Below are 18,230 nucleotides of genomic sequence, written 5' to 3'. Positions count from 1 at the left end.
CGACGCTGTGGCACTCGGCGCTTGAGCGCTGTCACACCCCGCACTCGCGCGCTGTGACACTCAGCGCTTGCACGCTGTCACACCCCGCACTTGCACGCTGTCACACCCCGCACTTGCGCGCGGTGCGTTAGCAATGCCTAACATGGGCCATAAGGAGTCGTGCACCACGTTGGTGCATGCGCCGCCGCCCGCCGGAGCCCGCTGCATCGATGATCGTCTGCCAATGTCTTGCGACGAATGAGGCCGCCATCCGGCGGCTCGCCGCGCACGGTGGCACGACGGTCCGCGACGTGTCGACGGCCTGCGGTGCCGGGACCGACTGCGGCAGCTGCGTCGCCATGATCCAAGCCGTGCTCGACCAGTGCGTGCTCGAGGCCATCGACCCCGAGCATCACCCTGTCCACTCGATCGCCTTCGAGCCGATCGCGGTGGGCGCATAAGCTGGAGTTCATGCAGGGATCACCCGAGGTCATCGAATTCTTGAACGAAGCGCTGACGGCCGAGCTGACGGCCATCAACCAGTACTTCGCCGCCTCGAAGATCGCCGGCAACTGGGGTTATGACCGGTTGGCCTCCAAGTACCACGAGGAATCCGTCGAGGAAATGCGCGATGCCGAGAAGCTCATGGAGCGCATCCTGCTGCTGGATGCGCTGCCCAACATGCAGCGGCTGGGCACGGTGATGATCGGCGAGACCGTGCCAGAACAACTTGCCCTCGACCGGCAGCTCGAAGAGCACGCCATCGAGCGGTACCGCACGGGTGTGCGGCTGTGTCTCGACCACGGCGACGCCGGTACCCGGGAGCTGCTGGAACATCTGCTGGTCGGCGAGGAAGAGCATCTCGACTGGATCGAGACCCAGCAGAGCCTCATCGAGGACATCGGCATCGAGCGGTACCTGCTGAGCCAGATCGGCGACGACTAGCGCCGAGGCTCGACGCCGAACGGAGCAATCGGCATGGGAGGGATCGACTGGAGCCTCCTCATTGCGTGCATCGGCGGTGCCAGCCTCGTGGGCATCGCCGCGTATCACGCGGTCGCCGGCTGTTTCTATTGCCGGTACTACATCCGGCGGCGCGCGGCGGCCGACTCGTGGAAGCTGCAGCCTGAGCGTTTCCTGTCGCCTGAGCTCCATCGCCTCGCCGTTTGGACCGGCACCCGCAACATGGCGCTGAGCGGCCTGCTGAGCGGCGCTCTCGTCTACGCCATCCTCAGCGGCAGCCTCGACACGCCCATCTACACCGATGTCGCAGGCTGGGGCGGTTGGTCGTACACGATCGGCTCCACGCTGGTGCTGTTCGTGCTGACCGACTACATCGCCTACCTGGTGCACCGCACGTTGCACACACGGTTTCTGTTCAAGCATGTGCACCGATTTCATCATCGGTTCGTCGCGACGAATCCCTACGTGACGTTCGCACTGCATCCGGCTGAACTGCTGCTCATGCAAGCCGCCACGCTGGCACCGCTGCTCATCATTCCCTTCCATGCGGTGTCCGTGGTCGGTGTGCTCCTGTACATCGTTGTCTTCAATATCGCCGGCCATTCCGGCGTCAGGCTGGAGTCGGCGCTGCCGTGGCAGCCGCCGGCACGGTTCCACGATGACCATCACGCCCATGTCCATGTCAACTTCGGGCAGCATCTGCTGGTCTGGGACCGCCTGCACGGCACCATGCGCAGGCAAGGCAGGCACTACGGCCCGGAGGTGTTCGGCGGTCGTGGCGAACGAGACCGCAGCGAAGCCGGCGCCGGGCGCCAACTCGAACCGTTCGTCAGGTACTGAGAGGGCGTTCCGACAGTGAGAACGCTGCCGTGGGAGGTGTCGTCGGACCTTCCTTGGAAGACGTTCACGGGCCCCGCCGAACAGTGGGCCAACCTGCCGACGTTCCTGATCGGCGAGTACGTCATCATCCTGTGTGCCGTGCTGGCGCTGGTCCACGCGGTTCGGTCTGGGAGCGCCAACCGGCTCGCCTGGGTTGCCGCGCTCATCACCGGCACGGCCAACGACTTGATCTTCATGGCGCTGCCGGTCGTCGACACCTTCTGGCAGGCCCAGGCGACGATCATGATCACGCCGCGCCTGCCGCTGTACATCCCGTGCGTGTACATCGTCATCCTGTACTGGCCGACCGTCGGCATCCGTCGCCTCGGACTGGCGCGCTGGCCGGCCGCGGCGCTTACCGGACTGGTGGCGGTGGTGCTGTACGCGCCCTACGACATCGTCGGCGCCAAGTTCCTCTGGTGGACATGGCATGACACCGATCCCGCCATAGCGGACCGGCTCTTCGGGGCCCCGCTCAGCAGCAGCCTGTGGGTGCTCACGTTCACCGGCTCATTCGCCTTGCTGCTCGATCTCGTGCTGCGCGGCCGCCATGTCACCAAGCTGAGCTTTGTCACCAAGCGGCGCTTCATCGCCGGCATCGTGCTGGCGGGATGCGTCACAACGCCGCTGATGATGGCGCAGATGTTCGTGCTGCAACTGCTCGACAGGGGAACCCCTGGCCTGGTCGCGTTCTGCACCGGGGTGGTCATCTACGGCGCAGTCTCGTTCTTCGGGCGCGGCACTGCCCGTCCCGACAGGCAACCGGTGGATTGGCTGGGGCGCGGAGCTGCCGCCTACTTGATGGCCCTGGTCATCTGCATGGCGTTCTTCGCGCCGGAAACCCACGTGAGCAGCGGTTTGCACCAGGTGCCCGGCCCCTGCGGTGTCGAAGAATCGGACATCACCGGCAACACGCGCGACAAGTTCCTCTGCGTGGACGACTACACGGAGGACTTCACGTTTGCGTGCACCACGCCTCCCGAGCACGGGGTGCAGTGGTACACCGTCTGCGGCAAGGAGCACTCGAGTTACCCCGCGTATGTCGCCGTCGTCAGCGGTCTGGCGCTCGCGGGAATTGCTGCATTCTTCGCCATGTTCGGCGCTGTGGGCGGCAGCGCCGGGCGGGCGGCTACGCCGGCTTACGCACGAGCACGAAGTACAGCGGAGTGAAGATCCCCAGCCGCCCGGATTCTGCGAGGGCTGCCGCTCCGATATTCAGAATTCTTGATGCTCCAGACGTACCGGTCGGCACGACCCGAAGCGCTTCGAGCGCCCGGAGGGTCATGTGGGTCGCCGATCGCCCGACGCGGGAGCTCCTGAGACCCGTCAGCGACAGCCTGGGGCCGACCAAAGGCTCGTACCACGGGATCGACGGCCCAGCCTGATCGGCCATGTCGAGTGCCTCGAGCACCTCGAAGCCGACCTTGTCCAAGGCGGCATTCACTTCCTGCAGCGAGACGATGTCCTGCAGCCCGGCGCCGAGTTCGATGTCGTGCTTGAGCTGCCGGTGACGCGAGTCGCCCGCATCGAATCGATCCGTCAGGCACCACTCGTGCGACGCGAAGCAGCCTCCTGGCTTGAGCAGGCGGAACGCTTCGGCGAAGACGTCGACGCGGTCAGGCACATGGCAGGTCGACTCGAGCGCGTAGATGGCGTCGAACGATTCGTCGGGTTCGTCGATGTCGGTGAAGTCCGATTCGAGGTAGGACCCGAGATGGCTGAGCCCTGCCTCGGCGGTGTAGGCGATGGCGCGCCTGAGCTGGTACGTGCTGACGTTGATTCCCACGATCTGCGATCCCGAGAAACGGGCGATCTCTCGCAGCGGGCCACCGATGCCGCAGCCGAAGTCTGCGACGCGCATGCCGGGCCGAAGGCCGAGCTTGAGTGCCATGAGGTGCTCTTGTCGCGCAATCGACGCACGACGGCTCTCGCCTGGTACCCGCGGGGCAAAGTGAAACGACTCGCCCCAGCCGTACTCATACAGATCGGTCGCCAGGTCGTAGTAGTTCTCCACGAAGCCCCGATGATCGGTGGCCCGCCGGTCTCGGCCCTTGCGGCGCCCGAAGTCGAAACTGCGTTCGTGCACATCGACGCTCGACTCGACGTCTTCGGGATCCAAGGATCGCCGGAGTATCTGTGAGAGCCGGATCGGCATGGCGGTGGTCTCTGTGCGATACGTGCTGAGTTACGGGGCGTCGAGGAGTTCGATGGTGGGGTCGTAGGCGGCGGCTGCGAACCAGAAGGTGTCGATGTGCTCGATGGGCTGGAGCTGGGCGCCCTCCAGCGGGCCGTCGAACGCCCGGCCGAGAATCGACCACCTAGAGCCGGTCTGGTCGTCGGTGAATGCTCCCGGCCCAGCCGAGCTCGCGGCGTCGGGATTGCGGGTGAACGTCAGCGCCCGACCGCCGACGTTGGGGTCGAACACGCCGGTCGCGCCGACATCACGGCCGAAGGCCACCTGCTGGTTCTGGATCGGGGTGGCCGTGCCGGGGAGATGGAAAGCGACCACCGGCGTGCCGCCCAGGTCCAACGGCAGCACGCCGGCTGTACTCAGCGTGTCCAGCTGCACTGCCACCGAAGCGCCGCCGTGGCGGACGACCAGCACGCGGGTCTGCGGCGGCAGGCGATCATCGGGTGTGCCGCCGAAGAAGGTCGGGCTTCCATTGGGCGTGTCGTAGTTGACGTAGGGATTGGTGCCGTATGAGCGCCCGAAACCGCCGGGACGGGTCATCACAAGGCCGTCGGGATGCTCGTCGAGGAACGTTTCGAAGGCCACGGTGGCCATTGGGATCAGCTCGAGCTGGGATCCGGTGAGCGCGCCGGCGATGGCCTGCCCGGTGTAGTGGACCCACAGGCTCTCGGTCTGGCGGTCGTACATGACGAGTGCTGAGTTGTAGAGCCGGCCTGAGGTGCCGAAGTCGAAGATGCGACCGTCGAGCTGGCGGTAGTACCCGATGGCCGTGTTGCACAGCGGGCAGTAGGTGATGGTGACCGGCTCGCCGCCGACGGTGTCGTTGACGATCTCGTGCCACAGCAGCACCTGCACCGGGTAGGCGCGGGCATCGCCGTTGAGCGTGAGCGTGACGACGGCCTCTTGGGGCTGCAGGAAGCCGACGTCGGTGGCCCGCTCGAACTCCGGTGCATCGATGGAGGGGATGCCGTCGGGCGGCGGCCCGCCGGAGAGGACATCGAGGGGCGACACCAGCGGTTCGGGCAGCAGCGGCGCAGTCATGCCCTCGCGCAGCGCCGAGACGGTGGACTCGCGCGGGCCGCCGGGGATCTGGGTGACCCTGACGTCGACGATCACCTCGGCCGGCGTGGTTGCTGGCGTCGCCGCTGCGGCCGTCGTCGCCGGCGCGGTGTCGGCGCTCGCTGCCTCGGCGGTATCGGATTCGGACGGCTCGTCGCTGGACGAGTCATCGGCACACCCAAGCGCGATGAACATGAGCGCTGCTGCCAGCAGCACCAGTACCCCGCGGGTGCCGGGCCCTCGTACGGCCGCGAACTTCAGCGGGAACCGATCCCGACGGCCGCAGGCCGCCGTACCGGCGCGGACTTCAGCCGGTACGGATGCCGCTGTCGTGAGAGCCATCGTGCGACGCTACTCCGGCAGTCTGCGCTCCCATGTTCAGGGCGCCGACGCATGTGCGCTTGGGCAGATGCCACAGCGCCCACGAAGCGGCCGGTTCGTCGACGAGGTGCCGGGCGTTCGTGCAGCGCTGCGCCAGGTCATCGTGGGCGATGACCAGCTCCGAGCACGGTCGGTCGCCGGCGTCGAGCCGTACGCGTTCGTGAGCGATCTCGGGCAGCTCCAGGCGGTACAGCCACAACGCGTACTCAGGCACTGACGCCCGGTCGTGGGCAAGACACGTCAGGCCGTCGTCGACGGCGTCGGACACAGTGCCTGCCGAGACGACCTGGTCTCGGGCGACGGCACCGACATCGGCAAGGTGGCGGTGATTCGAGACCGTCGCGACTGCTCCCAGCGCGAGCACCGCGGCAACGCACACGCCGAGCACTGCTCGCCTGCGCAGAGCGACGGCGGCGAGCAGCACGCCGAAGAGCGTGAAAATGAGCGACGCCACGGCTACAGCACTCAGGCGCTCATCGAACAAGGTCCATGCCGGACTGAACGACAGAGTCATGATGCGGCGTGGCGCAGCGTCGTAGTTGCCCGCAACAGCGACAACCACAACACACGCGAGCACAGCCACGACTGCGCTTGCCCCCAGCCACGACGATGTATCTGGTCGGCTTCGTCGCCGGGCCGCAAGCCAGGCCAGCGCGGCGACGGCCAGCGGCACCGCCCATGGGTCGACATAGCGCCCGTAGAGCAGCGCGTCGGCACGCTCGCTGCCGGTCAGCGTCCAGCCGCCGAGCAGTACGGCCCCGAATGCGCCAATTGCCAAGCAGACCAACGCCGCCGTGAGCGGATCGGGCATGCCGGCAGTCCGACTCCGGGCCAGCCAGATTGCTGCTCCGAGTCCGGCGACCAGGCCGATCATGCCCAGCCCGACCGTGCCGCCGCCCAGGGCCAGCAGCTGCCCCGACACCGTGGCGATCGGCTCGGCGCCGCGATCCAGCTGCGCAGCTTCGCTCAGCCGCTCCACCGGCCACGTGTCGGTGAGGGTCAGCGCCGCGGCCGTGGCTGCGCCGCCGGCGACCAGTCCCATGCCGAGAGCGGCCCAGGCACGGCGGCCGATGCCGCACAGCAGCGCCGTTGCCACCACGGCCACCACCAGCACGATCATGCGGGCATGCAGCGCCACTGCCAGAGTTGCGAGCAGCCCGGCACGGGCCCACGCCCGCTGGCTCGCCGCGGAGCCGGCATGCAGCACGGCGAAGGCCACCGCGAGCGCCACGATGAGCACGAACAGGGAGAGCAGGGTCTCGGGCCAGGCGATCCGCGAGGCGCTCGACAGCGACGGATGGACCGCCGCGACCAGCCCCGCTGCACCCGCCACCCACCAGCGCCGCGAGCCCACCAGGCCGAGCCGGCCGGCCACCACCACTGCGGCGACCGCCGCCAGCGAGTTGACGACGAGCGCGAGGTAGTGCACCGCCTCTCCCTGCGTCCCCAGCAACGAGACCTGTGCAACGGCCACCAACGGCGCAATCAGCAGCCCGTAGCCCGGCTGGAACGGGATGTGACCCAGCGCGAGCCCGTCGCCGCCGACCCATTGAGCGACTCCCAGGTATGCCGGCACATCGGGCACCGCCACCGGCCCGCCCGCTACGACTGCCGTGCGCAGATGCACAACGAACACGGCCAGCACGACGCACATTCCGATCGAGGCCCACATGAACGCTCGCGGTGGGTCGCGCCGCATACCGCTGAGAAGGCTGTCACACCCCGGCGCGCCCCGAAGCCTCTCCCCTAACATCAAACGGGGCCTACAGGGAGGTTGAACCGATGGCGGCGAGCCAGGTGACAACTGACGCGAGCACACGTCCGGCGGTCAGCATCGACCCGGAGACGGGTCGCAAGATCTTCAACACCCGTGCGGCGAAGGCGTCAGAGAAGATCGACGGCGTGGGCTACTCGGTCAACGCCGACGAGCATCTGAAGGAGCTGCCCCCGCCCCCGCCCGGCGCCGTGTTCAACGCGGAAGAGCAGGCGAAATATCGCGACTTCAAGGAAGCGCGCCGGGGCGCTGCCGACTACATGGCCATGGAGGGCGAGTTCAAGCGCTACCTCGACGACGTCTATTCCGAGCCGCCGATCGAGCGCGAGGCGCTCGACGACGAGTGCGAGGTGCTGTGCATCGGCGCCGGTTTCGCCGGGTTGCTGCTGTGGCACAAGCTGAGCAGCGCCGGCTTCACCGACGTGCGGTTCTGCGAGAAGGGCGGCGACGTCGGCGGCACCTGGTACTGGAATCGCTACCCGGGCATCGCCTGCGACGTGGAGTCGTACAGCTACCTGCCGCTGCTCGAGGAGATGAAGTACATCCCCACGATGAAGTTCGCCTCTGGCTTCGAGATTCTCGAGTACTGCCAGGCGATGGCCGACAAGTTCGGCTTCTACGACCACTGCCTGTTCCACACCACCGTCGATTCCACGGTGTGGGACGAGGAGACCGGACGCTGGACCGTCTACACCGATCGCGGCGACGCCATGAAGGCCCGCTACGTGATCCTGGCCAACGGCATCCTCACCAGCCCGAAGCTGGCCCGCATCGACGGCATGGCCTCGTTTCAGGGCGAGTCGTTTCACACCTCACGTTGGGACTACAACATCGACCTCGAAGGCAAGCGGGTGGGCATCATCGGCACCGGGGCCACCGCCGTGCAGGTCATCCCCGAGATCGCCAAGGTGGTCGGCGAGCTGTACGTGTTCCAGCGGACGCCGTCGTCGATCGACGTGCGCGACCAGCGCGAGACCGACCCAGAGGAGATCGCCGAGTGGTCGAAGGAGCCCGGCTGGGCACGGGCCCGCCGCAAACGCTTCTCCCGAATCTCCTCGGGCCGTACCGCGATCAAGGCCAACGACGACTACCTGGCCGGCCGGGTCGACGACTTCAAGGAGCGCAAGCAGCACGCCCGCAAACTGTCGCCCGACGAGCTGGTGCAGAAGCAGCTCAACACCAACTTCCGGATCATGGAGCAGATCCGTGCCCGGGTGGACGCGATCGTGGAAGATCCCGACACGGCCGAGGCGCTGAAGCCGTACTACCCCTACGGCTGCAAGCGGCCCACGTTCCACGACGAGTACCTGCCGACGTTCAACATGCCCCATGTGCACCTGGTGGACACCGCGCCGATGGGCGTGCAGGAGATCAACGAGCGGGGCGTGGTGCATGAGGGCATCGAGTACCCGCTCGACGTGCTGATCTACGCCACCGGGTTCCAGTGGATGGCGACCTCGACGTTCAACATGATCTCGGGCCGCGACGGCGTGACGCTGAGCGAGAAGTGGCAGACCGAGGGCACCCGGACGTTCCTGGGCCTGCACAGCCACGGATTCCCGAACCTGTTCATCGTGTCGGGCCCGCAAGGCGGCGGCGGCAGCTTCAACTTCACCGACGCCATCGATACCCACGGCGACTACATCATCTGGATGCTCACCGAGATGCGCGACAAGGCGTGGAACGTGGTGGACATCACCGAGGACTCAGAGGTGAACTACGCCGAGCACTGCAGGGTGGCCGACATCACCACGGCCCCGCTGCGCGACTGCCTGTCGTATTACAACGGTCATGGCGACGCCGAGCCCGGCAGCTTGGCGTACTACGGCGGCGGCTACTGGCACAAGTGGCGGATCGCCGCTCAGGAATCGCTCGATCCGTACCTGTTCGAGTTCAAGCCAGATCAGGTAGCCCAGCCCGCCGGCTAGCCCGGCGCAGGGCCGGTCGGGCCCGTTTCTGGCCGGTTGCGGCGGTCAGCGGTTGGACCACTTGACCTGGCGGCGTTCGAGGAACGACGCCATGGCCTCACGGCTGTCTTCGGTGAGCGAGGACATGATCTGCGTGCGGTTCTCCAGGTCGATGCCGGCGCGCAGGCTGCCGATCTCGAGGTTCGACCACATCACTTCCTTGGTCATCCACACGCCGAAGGGGCTGTTGGCGGCGATCTCGGCGGCGACGCCCAGGCAGGTGTCCATGAGGTCGTCGTCGGGCACCACGGCGCTGACGAGCCCGATGCGGTCGGCTTCGGCGGCATCGATGACCCGGCCGGTGAGCAGCAGCTCCCACGCCCGTGAGGCGCCGATGAGGCGGGGCAGCATCCAGCTCACGCCGATGTCGCAGCCTGAGATGCCGAGGCGCACGAAGGCGGTGCCGAACTTGGCGGTCTCGGCGCAGTAGCGGACGTCGGAGGCGCAGGCGATGGCGAACCCGCCGCCTGCGGCTGCGCCGTTGATGGCGGCGATGATCGGCTGGCGCACATCGCGCATGTGGTGGACCAGCTCGGCGATCTCCTGCTGGACGGCCATGCCGCGCTGGGGACCACCGTGGTCCTCGGTGCCTGGGACCGTGCCATAGCCGGTCAGGTCAAGCCCGGCGCAGAAGCCCCGGCCGGCGCCGGTGAGCACGATGGCGCGGGTGTCGTGGTCGTTGTCGACGGCGCTGAGCGCATCGTGGAGATCGCTGACCAGCCCATGCGTGATCGCGTTCAGCCGTTCGGGCCGGTTGAAGGTGATGCGGGTGACGCCGTCGGCGGGCGCATCGATGCTCAGGTTCTCGTAGCCGTCGGACATCGGGACATCCTCTCGCTCAGCAGCCGCTGTGTCTCGCAGCGTTCGCTGTGTCGTGCAGCGACAGCACAGTAGCCAGCAGGATCGAACCCCTCTCGGTCGGATCAGGCTGGTCCTGCTTGGCACGCAGATGCGGCGGCACACGTGCGGACTGGCGGCACCGGCCTGTGCCGTGGTCGGCATCGGGCACGGTGACGCGAGACGTAGCCCAGAATGTGCCGATGGCTGGCGGAGACGGCAGCGAGCGCCGCACACGGCGAGGGCGGTCGAGCCGGGTCGCGGCACGCACCGCTGCGCCGCTGCCGTCTGCTGAGCAGCTCACGCCGCGACGACGCATTCCCACCTATGAGCTGCTCGACGATCCAGCGCTGGAACAGCTCGAGGCGCACGCCGACTGGATCCTGTCGGAGATCGGCGTCGAATTCCGTGGCGACGACGAGGCGCTGGAGCTGTTCCGGTCTGCCGGGGCTCAGGTGGACGGCGAGCGGGTGCGCTTCGAGCCCGGTTTGGCCCCGCAGCTCTGCTCGACTGCTCCACGCCAGTTCTCCATGTGGGGCCGCGACGGTCGACGCATCGAGATCGGTGACGATCACGTGCTGTTCACGCCGACGTATGGCCCGCCGTTCGTGACGGATCTGGACGAGGGCCGCCGCTACGCCACCATCGACGATTTCCGGAACTTCGTGAAGCTGACCTGGATGTCGCCGTGGCTGGCGCACGGCAGCGGCACGGTGTGCGAGCCGGTCGACGTGCCGGTCAACAAGCGCCACCTCGACATGGTCGACGCCCACCTGCGCTGGTCGGCCAAGCCGTTCATGGGCGCAGTGACCGCCCCCGAGCGGGCCGAGGACTCGCTCGCGATGGCCCGCATCGTGTTCGGTGCCGAGTACATGGAGACGCACTGCGTCATCCAGGGCAACGTGAACGTGAACTCGCCGCTGGTGTGGGACGCCACCATGAGCGGCGCGCTCAAGGCCTACGCCCGGGCGAACCAGGGCTGCCTGATCTCGCCGTTCATTATCGGCGGCGGCATGGGGCCCGTCACCCAGCCGGCCCTGGTCGCGCAGGCCCATGCAGAGGCCATGACCGGCATCGCGCTCACCCAGCTCGTGCGGCCCGGCTCGCCGATGATCTACGGCAACTTCCTCACCACCATGGATCTGCGTTCGGGCGCGCCCACTTTCGGCACGGCGGAATCGACGCTGGCGACCTACGCGATCGGCCAGCTCGCTCGGCGGCTCGGCCTGCCGTTCCGCTGCGGCGGCCACTACACGGCCTCGAAGATCGCCGATGCGCAGGCCATGCAGGAATCAGCCGATGCGATGACGCCGGGACTGCTGGCTGGGGCGAACTTCATCCTGCAGGCGGCCGGCTGGCTGGAAGGCGGGCTGACTCTCGGGTACGAGAAGTTCGTGATGGATGCCGATCGCTGCGGCATGCTGCATCGCCTCATAGAAGGCCTGACCGTCGACAGCAACGAGCTCGGGGGCGAGGCGTTCAGCGAAGCCGGCGCGGGCGGCAACTACCTGGCGACCGCCCACACCATCGCCAACTTCGAGACAGCCAACTTCGAAGCCTCGCTGTGCGACACCCGCTCGTTCGAGCAGTGGTCAGAAGAGGGTGCGCTCGACATGGCCCAGCGAGCCAATCAGAAGTGGAAGCAGACCCTCGCCGACTACGAGCCGCCCCCACCCCTCGAGGAGGCAGCCGACCGCGAGCTGCAAGCCTTCGTCGACGACCGCAAAGCAGCCGTGCCCGACGCCTGGTACTGACCCGAACGAGCCCCGAGGCACGCATCGCGTACCGGGTGTCATGGGCCTGTATGGCTTCGCTATCGAGAAGGTCGGACAAAATTCCGGGGCCGCTCACGTCAATCCCAACTACGTTCCGACATCTCCGGAATGGAATGGTCGCGTCCAGCGGGCCTACTGCCACTGACGGTCGGATTCCGCGGTCTTGTTTCATAAATGGTTGTGTTTCAGTATCGGTGAAACAAGATAGAATATGAAACACCATTTCCCTATACGTGTCTGACGAGCGAAGTACCCATGACGTCACGACAGCTTCCAACGGAGACCGGCATCGCTCGCGATGTCGTGCGCTCCCTCGCTGACCGCATGCCGAAGGGATGGAGAGCTGACGTCCAGCTCGAGCCTCGAATCGGAGCGACGACTCGCCGACCTGATGCCGTCGTTTCGGTGCAATCGCCGGACGGACGCTTCGCTGACCTCGTCATCGAGGTCAAGCGGCGCATTGAACCCCGAATGGTCAGGTCAGTCGTCGAGCAGGTGCAGCAGTACTGCGCAGCGCTGGACGAGGCAGCAGTGCCAGTTGTCGGCGCTGCGTACCTCTCTCCACGGGCACGCGAAGCGTTGACGGAATCCGGCGTCGGTTACGTCGACACCACCGGCAATCTCAGGTTGGAGGTTTCCGCTCCCGGCATTCTCATCTCAGATTCTGGCGCTGACCGCGACCCATGGCCAGCGGATCATCAACTGAATTCCCTCCGTGGACGCGGTGCCGGAGCGGCCGTTCGAGCGATTATCGACAATCAGGCGCCGTTCGGAGTACGACAACTTGCTGATATCACGGGGGTGCCGGCACCGACGCTCTCCCGCGTGATCGTTCTGCTCGACCGCGAGGGAATCGTGGCGCGCAAGCCGCGTGGCCCGGTGCTCGACGTCGATTGGCAAGGCGCTATTCGCCGATGGGCCGAGGACTACGGCCAGCTCACATCGAACAGGCCGACAATGCTGCTCGATCCGCGTGGACTTCGAACCACGGAACACCGCCTCGCAAGTGCGTCGTTCAAGTACGCAGCGACCGGCGCATTCGCAGCCCGGCGCTTCAGTCCGGTAGCACCGGCGAGAACGGCCTCCCTGTACGTCGAAGATCCGATCGAAGCAGCCAACCAACTCAATCTCCGAGAGGTTGACGCCGGTGCAAATGTCGTGCTGCTGGAGCCGTTCGACCCGGCCGTTCTTGCAGGCGCCACGACCCGCGACGGCTTGACGTGTGTTGCGCCGAGTCAACTCGCCGTCGATCTCCTCACGGGTCCGGGCCGAGAGCCCTCGCAAGGTGAAGCACTGCTCGAATGGATGGCGGACAATGAGTCAGTTTGGCGAAGTTGACGAAGAGTACGTCCTTGCGCGTCGAGCGCTGCTGGATGCCGCAGATGCGCTCAGTGAGCACTTGGACGCAGTCGTGTTGGTCGGAGCGCAGGCCATCTACCTCCAGACCGGCGCCGCCGAGTTTGCGATAGCCGAGTACACGACTGATGCCGATCTCTCGATCCAACCGGCTGGACTCCGAGATGCACCCCGCATCCCCTCCCGGCTACAAGCCTCAGACATCACCCCCGTCATCCGAGGTGACCAACAACAGCCCGGCCAATGGCTGAGTCCTGATCGCGTACCGGTAGATCTCATGGTGCCCGATCGACTGGCCGGTTCGGGATCTCGTAGTGCCGACTTGGGTGTTCACGGACGACGCACCGCGCGACGCGCCAAGGGTCTCGAAGCGGCATTCGTCGATCGAGAGTCCATGACAGTGAGCGCTCTCGAGCCTGGGGATGATCGCTCGATCGAGATGAACGTCGCCGGACCGGGTGCTCTTCTTGTCGCCAAGATCCACAAGATCGCTGACCGATCCTCGACTCCTGACCGGCTGATTGGCAAAGATGCGCTGGATGTACTCCGACTGCTGCAGTGCGTCTCGACTGACGAGCTGTGTGCGCGTCTGGTTCGGTTGCGTCAGGATGAATTGAGCCGAGATGTCACTGACGAAGCAATTGCGCAGATGCCATTGCTCTTCGGCAGTTCAGACAGCCTCGGCGTGAGCATGGCGGTGCGCGCGGTCGGCGACCTCGAAAACCCCGATGTCATCGCGTCATCGATGGTCGCCTTGGCGAACGACCTTCTCGACGCTCTCTAGCCGGTCGGCTCGTCGCATTGTCCAACTAGCGTCCCATTGCTGAGCAGGGAGCACGGCATGGCGCAATCGCTCAGATTCGGGATCGTGCACGACTTCCGCTGCCCGCCGGGCAGCGACGTGACCATGCCGCAGGTGTACGCCGAGACGTTCGAGCAGGTGGTGCTGGCCGAGCAGCTCGGCATGGAGCTGTGCTGGTTCACCGAGCACCACTTCATGGCCGACGGCTACCTGCCGAATTTCGTGCCGGTGGCGGGTGCGGCAGCGGCGCTCACCAGCAGCATCCGGTTCTCCACCGACATCTGCCTGATGCCATTCCGAGACCCGGTGCGGCTGGCCGAGGATCTGGCCGTGCTCGACAACATCTCCGATGGCCGCATGGAGTTGGGCATCGGCATGGGTTATGCCGCGCATGAGTTCGCCGGATTCGGGCTGCCGCTCAGCCGGCGGGTGTCGCTGACCGAGGAGGCCATCGAGATCGTCCGGCTGGCATGGTCTGGCGAGCCATTCAGCTATGAGGGCAAGCGGTACAGGTACCGGGACCTGCGGGTTACGCCCGATCCGGTACAGCCCGGCGGGCCGCCGCTGTGGGTGGCGGCTACGAGCAAGGCCGGGGCGCTGCGAGCTGCACGCTTCGATACGAACCTGCTGCCCCAAGGGCCGAAGGCTGCCGTGCTGGACCCGTGGAAGGAAGCGCTGGCTGCTGACGGCCGCGACCCCAGCGACAAGCGCGTGGGGATCATCCGTGGCGTCTATGTGACCGACGGCTCCGACCGAGCCGACGATCCCGTCTGGGAGGCAGTGGCTGCCGCCGAGAAGTACCGCCGCGATGTCTATGTCGGCATCATCAAGGCCAGCGCCGACCACAAGCAGACGGCCCGCGAGCGTGCTGCCCGCACCGGTCCGCGCCAGCCCGATCCGCTGAACCCGCTGGTGTGGACCGTCGGCGACGCCGACCACTGCGTCGCCGAGCTGACCGCCATGATCCGCGACCACGACGTCACCGACCTCGTCACCTGGGGCGGCCCGCCCGGCCTGCCGCCGTCGGTGATGAACGCCTCGCTGGAGCGCATGGCCAGCGACGTGATCCCCAGAGTGCGCGCCAACCTCTCACGCTGACGGTCTGGTCCCGCAATCTCGGCCTCAGGCCGGATTCGCCGGGGAACGCTTGCGTCGAGTGGCCTATGGTCCCGGCATGGACATTGCTGACCGTCTGGAATTGCACGAGCTGCCGGGGCGCTACGGCGACATCATCGACGACCGCGATTGGGACCGGCTGGGGACGATCTTCACCGACGATGCAGTGTTCGACCTAACCGATCTGGGGGCGCCGCGGCTCGAGGGCCTGACCGCGATCCGCGACTTCATGGCCGATGAGGCCGAGCATCCGCGCACGCACACCATGACCAACATCTACGTGAACGAAACCGCGGACGGCGTGGAGCTGAAGTTCCGCATCCTGGCGCTGCTCGGGGGCGGCAAGGTCGGCACCGCCTCGTATCACGACCTCGTGGTGAAGACGCCGGATGGCTGGCGTGTGCAGGACCGCATGCTGAAGCGCCGCCGCACGCAGGTGTACCCCGACTGAGTTGTCGCAGGCCCTGTTTCGGGCCAGCGGGAAGACAGTCGAGACGTCAGTCGGTCGCGGGAGCGTGGCTGTCGAGCCAGGCGCGCCAGCGGGCGTCGTCGCGCTCGGCGGCGGCTGCGCCCTCAGGACCGTAGAGGTACAGCCACACCGAGACCATCGTGAAGCCGCCCCCGTCCTCGGACGTCAGGAATCCGGTGCCCGGTGCGGGAGTGTCCAGCAGCAGGCTGATGCGGCGTGGCCCGGTGCCGACGACCGTGCCGCCCATCTTCGTGTCGTCGTCGGCGGCCACGTCGAGCCGGTCGCCGACGCTGGGCATCTGGCCGATGCCGAGCCCGCCGGCGAGGATCTCCCAGCCCTGCTCGGGCGTGACCGGCCACATCACCATCGGCAGCGCAGAGGTGGCCGTCTGGCCGGCGAAGTACTCGAGGTGGAGCTGCAGGTTCGACATGAACAGCTTCCAGCCGTCCACCATGGCGTCGTACTGCGAGTCATCGTCGCCGAAGCCAGCATTGTGCAGCCGCACAGCGCAGGTGTTGTCGTCATGCGGCTCGACGGTCCACTCGAACGACAGTCCCTCGACAGCCTCGCCCCCGTCGAATATCACCCGGTGCGGCGGCTCCCAAACCGCAACTCGGCCTTCGATCTGCATCTCAGGCTCGGGGCCGAACGAAGCCACGCCCGCTCCCCCAGCGCGCTCCTCGACAGTGTGGGGCACATACCAAGCCGAGATCCCCGGCCCGGTCGCCACCGCTCGCCACACCGTCTCAACGTCGCCGATCACCTCGACCGACAAATCAATAACTCGTCCCGAATCCGCCATGCCCACAGCTTGCCTCATCTACGTGCAGATTCCACTGCGCTGCACGGAGTCTCGACGCGCTGCTACGGACACTACCTAGGACGCAAACAGGTAAAGCGACCTTCGATCATTAGTCTGTGGACCGTTCAGCTTATGGCCCGCATCGCTAAGCCGCCATCACCACAAGGGATATACCGCATTTGGCAAGCGCCCGTACGGATCACTCTTGCCAACTACGCTCGGGCCGTACTGCTTCGTTGCAGAGCGAATTATGCGCGCGATGCGTTGAACGCTTGGAACAACAAGACTAATGGTCTGCCCGCTTGTCGAACCAACTACCTCTAGGTTCCGTAGTGCATTTCGAGAATGCCCGTGCGGCGATGGCAACCGCGGACCGAGCCCCTGAGCGCGCAGCAGGGAACTTCTCTTTCTGACCGCAAGATATAACTGATCCAATATCCAATTGTCGAGCTCATCCAGATGCGCGAGATCGTCGATTAGCGGATAGGCAGACATTATTCCGCGAAAGCGCCTAAGTGGAGCATCACCTTGTTGATAGCGCCGCACTGCCTTCTCAGACAAATCGCCATACAAGAAACGTCGGATCCGCCAAATGAGCGTCACGTAATCACGGTCGACATTTCGAGATAGGCGGGCAGGATTCTGCGTCGAGTTGGCAGGCTCGTGTATCAAGTTCCAATAGATGAGGTCACTGATTCGTTTCTTGATCCTTGAGGTCGCAGACTCTTTCATCGTCGCACCGCTGAGGCCCAAGCGGTAGCCAAGGTAGTCGATACAATCGGTACCCTCCATTTCAACATGGGCTTCCGCGTCTGCAAGGAGTCGAATCCCTGGAGACTTGGCGGAGTTAATGTCAACTCCGATTGCCGCTGCCTGCTCTTGCAGTATGTCTACTGCGTGACATATTCGGCCGTAGTCCTTTGACCACATCAGCGTGTCGTCGGCGTATCGAACAAATCCAACGCCACATTGTTCGAGTTCACGATCGAGATTCCAAGCTGCCACGTTGGCAAGGAAGAGAGAGATCGACGTACCCTGTGGAACGCCACGATCGCGAATCTCAGCACTGGCCAGCGCATAGTTATCTTGGCCACGCGGCGCTACACGCAAGAAACCTTCTATCGCTGAACGCTCAACTTCGGTTAGAAGGAAGTGTGCCTTCAGAGTCTTGCGGATGTGCTCGTGATCAATCATGTCGAAGTATCGCCGAAAGTCATACTCGGCCACGAATAAGCGCTTTCGGCCAGCGAACTCTGACTTGACGTACTGAATTGCGTTCTGCGCTGAGACGTCTTTGCGGTAGGCGTAGGCTCGTGCGCTTATGATCGGTAGGTTCTTCTTGAGTAATCCTTCAAACAGCATTTTCGAGACTGCCCCATCTGCGACCTGATATACGCACACATAACGATCCTCATTCGCATCTTTGGGGATTGGCAGGAGAACCGGACATCTGGGCTCATACTGACGGCTTGCGAGCCGACCGCGGATGCTGTGGGCGATCCGAGACGCCCGGGCTCGTGTCAGATACGGATCGAATCCCTCGTGGAGACTCCATTGAGGTGGTCGCAGAAGTCTGAGAGGCTCGCTGGGGTTAGTTGTCCGCCGCGCGCGGCGGACGTTCTCCTCCGCCAGAAGACGCCCTTTTGTCTCGTGGCGCACAATAAGCCGTTGAGCCTCTTGACGTATTTCTCTCTCGACTCGCATCGCTCTCTTTCTCGTCGGTGAGGCCCGGCCCAATAGCGGGCCGGGCCTAGCGGCCTCCGAAGATTCCGGAAGGGAAACAACGCTGTCACGCGGAAGCCGTACCGGACGATACGGAATCCAGTACAAACCGCAGGGCGATCAACCCGGGCGCGGTCTGGCAAGTCTCCGGTGGCCTA

Annotated in this window: 16 protein-coding genes; 10 read left to right on the top strand and 6 right to left on the bottom strand. The window is 65.6% G+C overall.

Features of this window, described 5'->3' with window-relative positions:
• Positions 1–176 precede the first annotated feature (176 nt).
• From ACOGXD_RS08345 to ACOGXD_RS08330, 4 genes are read left to right on the top strand one after another with little or no spacing between them, the layout of a single operon-like run.
• Positions 177–440: a (2Fe-2S)-binding protein gene (locus ACOGXD_RS08345; RefSeq protein ID WP_419914073.1), complete on the top strand. Its 264-nt coding sequence runs from the start codon at positions 177–179 to the stop codon at positions 438–440.
• A gap of 10 nt (positions 441–450) precedes the next feature.
• The gene (gene bfr, locus ACOGXD_RS08340; protein ID WP_323672579.1) at positions 451–924 is read left to right on the top strand and encodes a bacterioferritin; all 474 of its coding nucleotides are present in this window, start codon (positions 451–453) and stop codon (positions 922–924) included.
• Positions 925–957: 33 nt separating this feature from the next.
• Complete coding sequence (locus ACOGXD_RS08335; protein WP_419914071.1) at positions 958–1,782, top strand: sterol desaturase family protein; 825 nt, start codon at positions 958–960, stop codon at positions 1,780–1,782.
• 15 nt (positions 1,783–1,797) lie between these two features.
• Complete coding sequence (locus ACOGXD_RS08330) at positions 1,798–2,991, top strand: hypothetical protein (protein WP_419914069.1); 1,194 nt, start codon at positions 1,798–1,800, stop codon at positions 2,989–2,991.
• On the opposite strand, the gene ACOGXD_RS08325 is transcribed toward ACOGXD_RS08330, so the two are convergent.
• From ACOGXD_RS08325 to ACOGXD_RS08315, 3 genes are read right to left on the bottom strand one after another with little or no spacing between them, the layout of a single operon-like run.
• Positions 2,951–3,976 carry a methyltransferase domain-containing protein gene (locus ACOGXD_RS08325; RefSeq protein ID WP_419914067.1) on the bottom strand — a complete coding sequence of 342 codons (1,026 nt, stop codon included), beginning with the start codon at positions 3,974–3,976 and terminating at the stop codon, positions 2,951–2,953. The two genes, ACOGXD_RS08330 and ACOGXD_RS08325, sit on opposite strands and share 41 nt — an antisense overlap.
• Before the next feature lie 30 nt (positions 3,977–4,006).
• A complete protein-coding gene (locus tag ACOGXD_RS08320) occupies positions 4,007–5,413 on the bottom strand; it encodes a DUF3179 domain-containing protein (protein WP_419914065.1) in 1,407 nt (468 codons plus the stop codon).
• A complete protein-coding gene (locus ACOGXD_RS08315) occupies positions 5,379–7,151 on the bottom strand; it encodes a hypothetical protein (RefSeq protein WP_419914063.1) in 1,773 nt (590 codons plus the stop codon). The genes ACOGXD_RS08320 and ACOGXD_RS08315 overlap by 35 nt, the downstream gene beginning before the upstream one ends.
• Positions 7,152–7,234: 83 nt before the next feature.
• Between ACOGXD_RS08315 and ACOGXD_RS08310 the strand changes: the two genes are divergently transcribed.
• A complete protein-coding gene (locus tag ACOGXD_RS08310; RefSeq protein WP_419914061.1) occupies positions 7,235–9,154 on the top strand; it encodes a flavin-containing monooxygenase in 1,920 nt (639 codons plus the stop codon).
• Between the two features lie 45 nt (positions 9,155–9,199).
• Here the strand turns inward: ACOGXD_RS08310 and ACOGXD_RS08305 are convergent, their stop codons facing one another.
• Complete coding sequence (locus ACOGXD_RS08305; protein ID WP_419914059.1) at positions 9,200–10,015, bottom strand: enoyl-CoA hydratase/isomerase family protein; 816 nt, start codon at positions 10,013–10,015, stop codon at positions 9,200–9,202.
• Between the two features lie 218 nt (positions 10,016–10,233).
• Between ACOGXD_RS08305 and ACOGXD_RS08300 the strand changes: the two genes are divergently transcribed.
• From ACOGXD_RS08300 to ACOGXD_RS08280, 5 genes are all read left to right on the top strand, one after another.
• A complete protein-coding gene (locus tag ACOGXD_RS08300) occupies positions 10,234–11,784 on the top strand; it encodes a trimethylamine methyltransferase family protein (RefSeq protein ID WP_419914057.1) in 1,551 nt (516 codons plus the stop codon).
• A 552-nt stretch (positions 11,785–12,336) separates the two neighbouring features.
• Positions 12,337–13,143: a hypothetical protein gene (locus ACOGXD_RS08295; protein ID WP_419914055.1), complete on the top strand. Its 807-nt coding sequence runs from the start codon at positions 12,337–12,339 to the stop codon at positions 13,141–13,143.
• Positions 13,144–13,561: 418 nt separating this feature from the next.
• Positions 13,562–13,945 carry a hypothetical protein gene (locus tag ACOGXD_RS08290; RefSeq protein WP_419914053.1) on the top strand — a complete coding sequence of 128 codons (384 nt, stop codon included), beginning with the start codon at positions 13,562–13,564 and terminating at the stop codon, positions 13,943–13,945.
• Between the two features lie 57 nt (positions 13,946–14,002).
• Positions 14,003–15,061, top strand: a complete 1,059-nt coding sequence (locus tag ACOGXD_RS08285; RefSeq protein WP_419914051.1) for an LLM class flavin-dependent oxidoreductase — start codon at positions 14,003–14,005, stop codon at positions 15,059–15,061.
• A gap of 76 nt (positions 15,062–15,137) precedes the next feature.
• Entirely contained in the window at positions 15,138–15,530 is a 393-nt protein-coding gene (locus ACOGXD_RS08280) for a nuclear transport factor 2 family protein (RefSeq protein ID WP_419914049.1), read from the top strand.
• A gap of 46 nt (positions 15,531–15,576) precedes the next feature.
• Here the strand turns inward: ACOGXD_RS08280 and ACOGXD_RS08275 are convergent, their stop codons facing one another.
• The gene (locus tag ACOGXD_RS08275; protein ID WP_419914047.1) at positions 15,577–16,368 is read right to left on the bottom strand and encodes an SRPBCC family protein; all 792 of its coding nucleotides are present in this window, start codon (positions 16,366–16,368) and stop codon (positions 15,577–15,579) included.
• A 138-nt stretch (positions 16,369–16,506) separates the two neighbouring features.
• The gene (locus ACOGXD_RS08270) at positions 16,507–18,054 is read right to left on the bottom strand and encodes a reverse transcriptase domain-containing protein (protein WP_419914045.1); all 1,548 of its coding nucleotides are present in this window, start codon (positions 18,052–18,054) and stop codon (positions 16,507–16,509) included.
• Positions 18,055–18,230 lie beyond the last annotated feature (176 nt).

The sequence above is a fragment of the Candidatus Poriferisodalis sp. genome, from assembly GCF_965204125.1.
GTDB lineage: Bacteria > Actinomycetota > Acidimicrobiia > Acidimicrobiales > Poriferisodalaceae > Poriferisodalis.
The sequence above is the reverse complement of the archived record's forward strand: the minus strand, read 5'-3'. Positions and strand labels throughout refer to the sequence as shown.

Excerpts from the sequence above, each read along its gene's own strand:
- ACOGXD_RS08345 (WP_419914073.1), top strand. The coding sequence starts at position 177 with ATGCGCCGCCGCCCGCCGGAGCCCGCTGCATCGATGATCGTCTGCCAA.
- bfr (WP_323672579.1), top strand. The coding sequence starts at position 451 with ATGCAGGGATCACCCGAGGTCATCGAATTCTTGAACGAAGCGCTGACG.
- ACOGXD_RS08285 (WP_419914051.1), top strand. The coding sequence starts at position 14,003 with ATGGCGCAATCGCTCAGATTCGGGATCGTGCACGACTTCCGCTGCCCG.
- ACOGXD_RS08315 (WP_419914063.1), bottom strand. The coding sequence starts at position 7,151 with ATGCGGCGCGACCCACCGCGAGCGTTCATGTGGGCCTCGATCGGAATG.
- ACOGXD_RS08320 (WP_419914065.1), bottom strand. The coding sequence starts at position 5,413 with ATGGCTCTCACGACAGCGGCATCCGTACCGGCTGAAGTCCGCGCCGGT.
- ACOGXD_RS08335 (WP_419914071.1), top strand. The coding sequence starts at position 958 with ATGGGAGGGATCGACTGGAGCCTCCTCATTGCGTGCATCGGCGGTGCC.
- ACOGXD_RS08305 (WP_419914059.1), bottom strand. The coding sequence starts at position 10,015 with ATGTCCGACGGCTACGAGAACCTGAGCATCGATGCGCCCGCCGACGGC.
- ACOGXD_RS08310 (WP_419914061.1), top strand. The coding sequence starts at position 7,235 with ATGGCGGCGAGCCAGGTGACAACTGACGCGAGCACACGTCCGGCGGTC.
- ACOGXD_RS08280 (WP_419914049.1), top strand. The coding sequence starts at position 15,138 with ATGGACATTGCTGACCGTCTGGAATTGCACGAGCTGCCGGGGCGCTAC.
- ACOGXD_RS08275 (WP_419914047.1), bottom strand. The coding sequence starts at position 16,368 with ATGAGGCAAGCTGTGGGCATGGCGGATTCGGGACGAGTTATTGATTTG.
- ACOGXD_RS08270 (WP_419914045.1), bottom strand. The coding sequence starts at position 18,054 with ATGCGAGTCGAGAGAGAAATACGTCAAGAGGCTCAACGGCTTATTGTG.
- ACOGXD_RS08300 (WP_419914057.1), top strand. The coding sequence starts at position 10,234 with ATGGCTGGCGGAGACGGCAGCGAGCGCCGCACACGGCGAGGGCGGTCG.
- ACOGXD_RS08325 (WP_419914067.1), bottom strand. The coding sequence starts at position 3,976 with ATGCCGATCCGGCTCTCACAGATACTCCGGCGATCCTTGGATCCCGAA.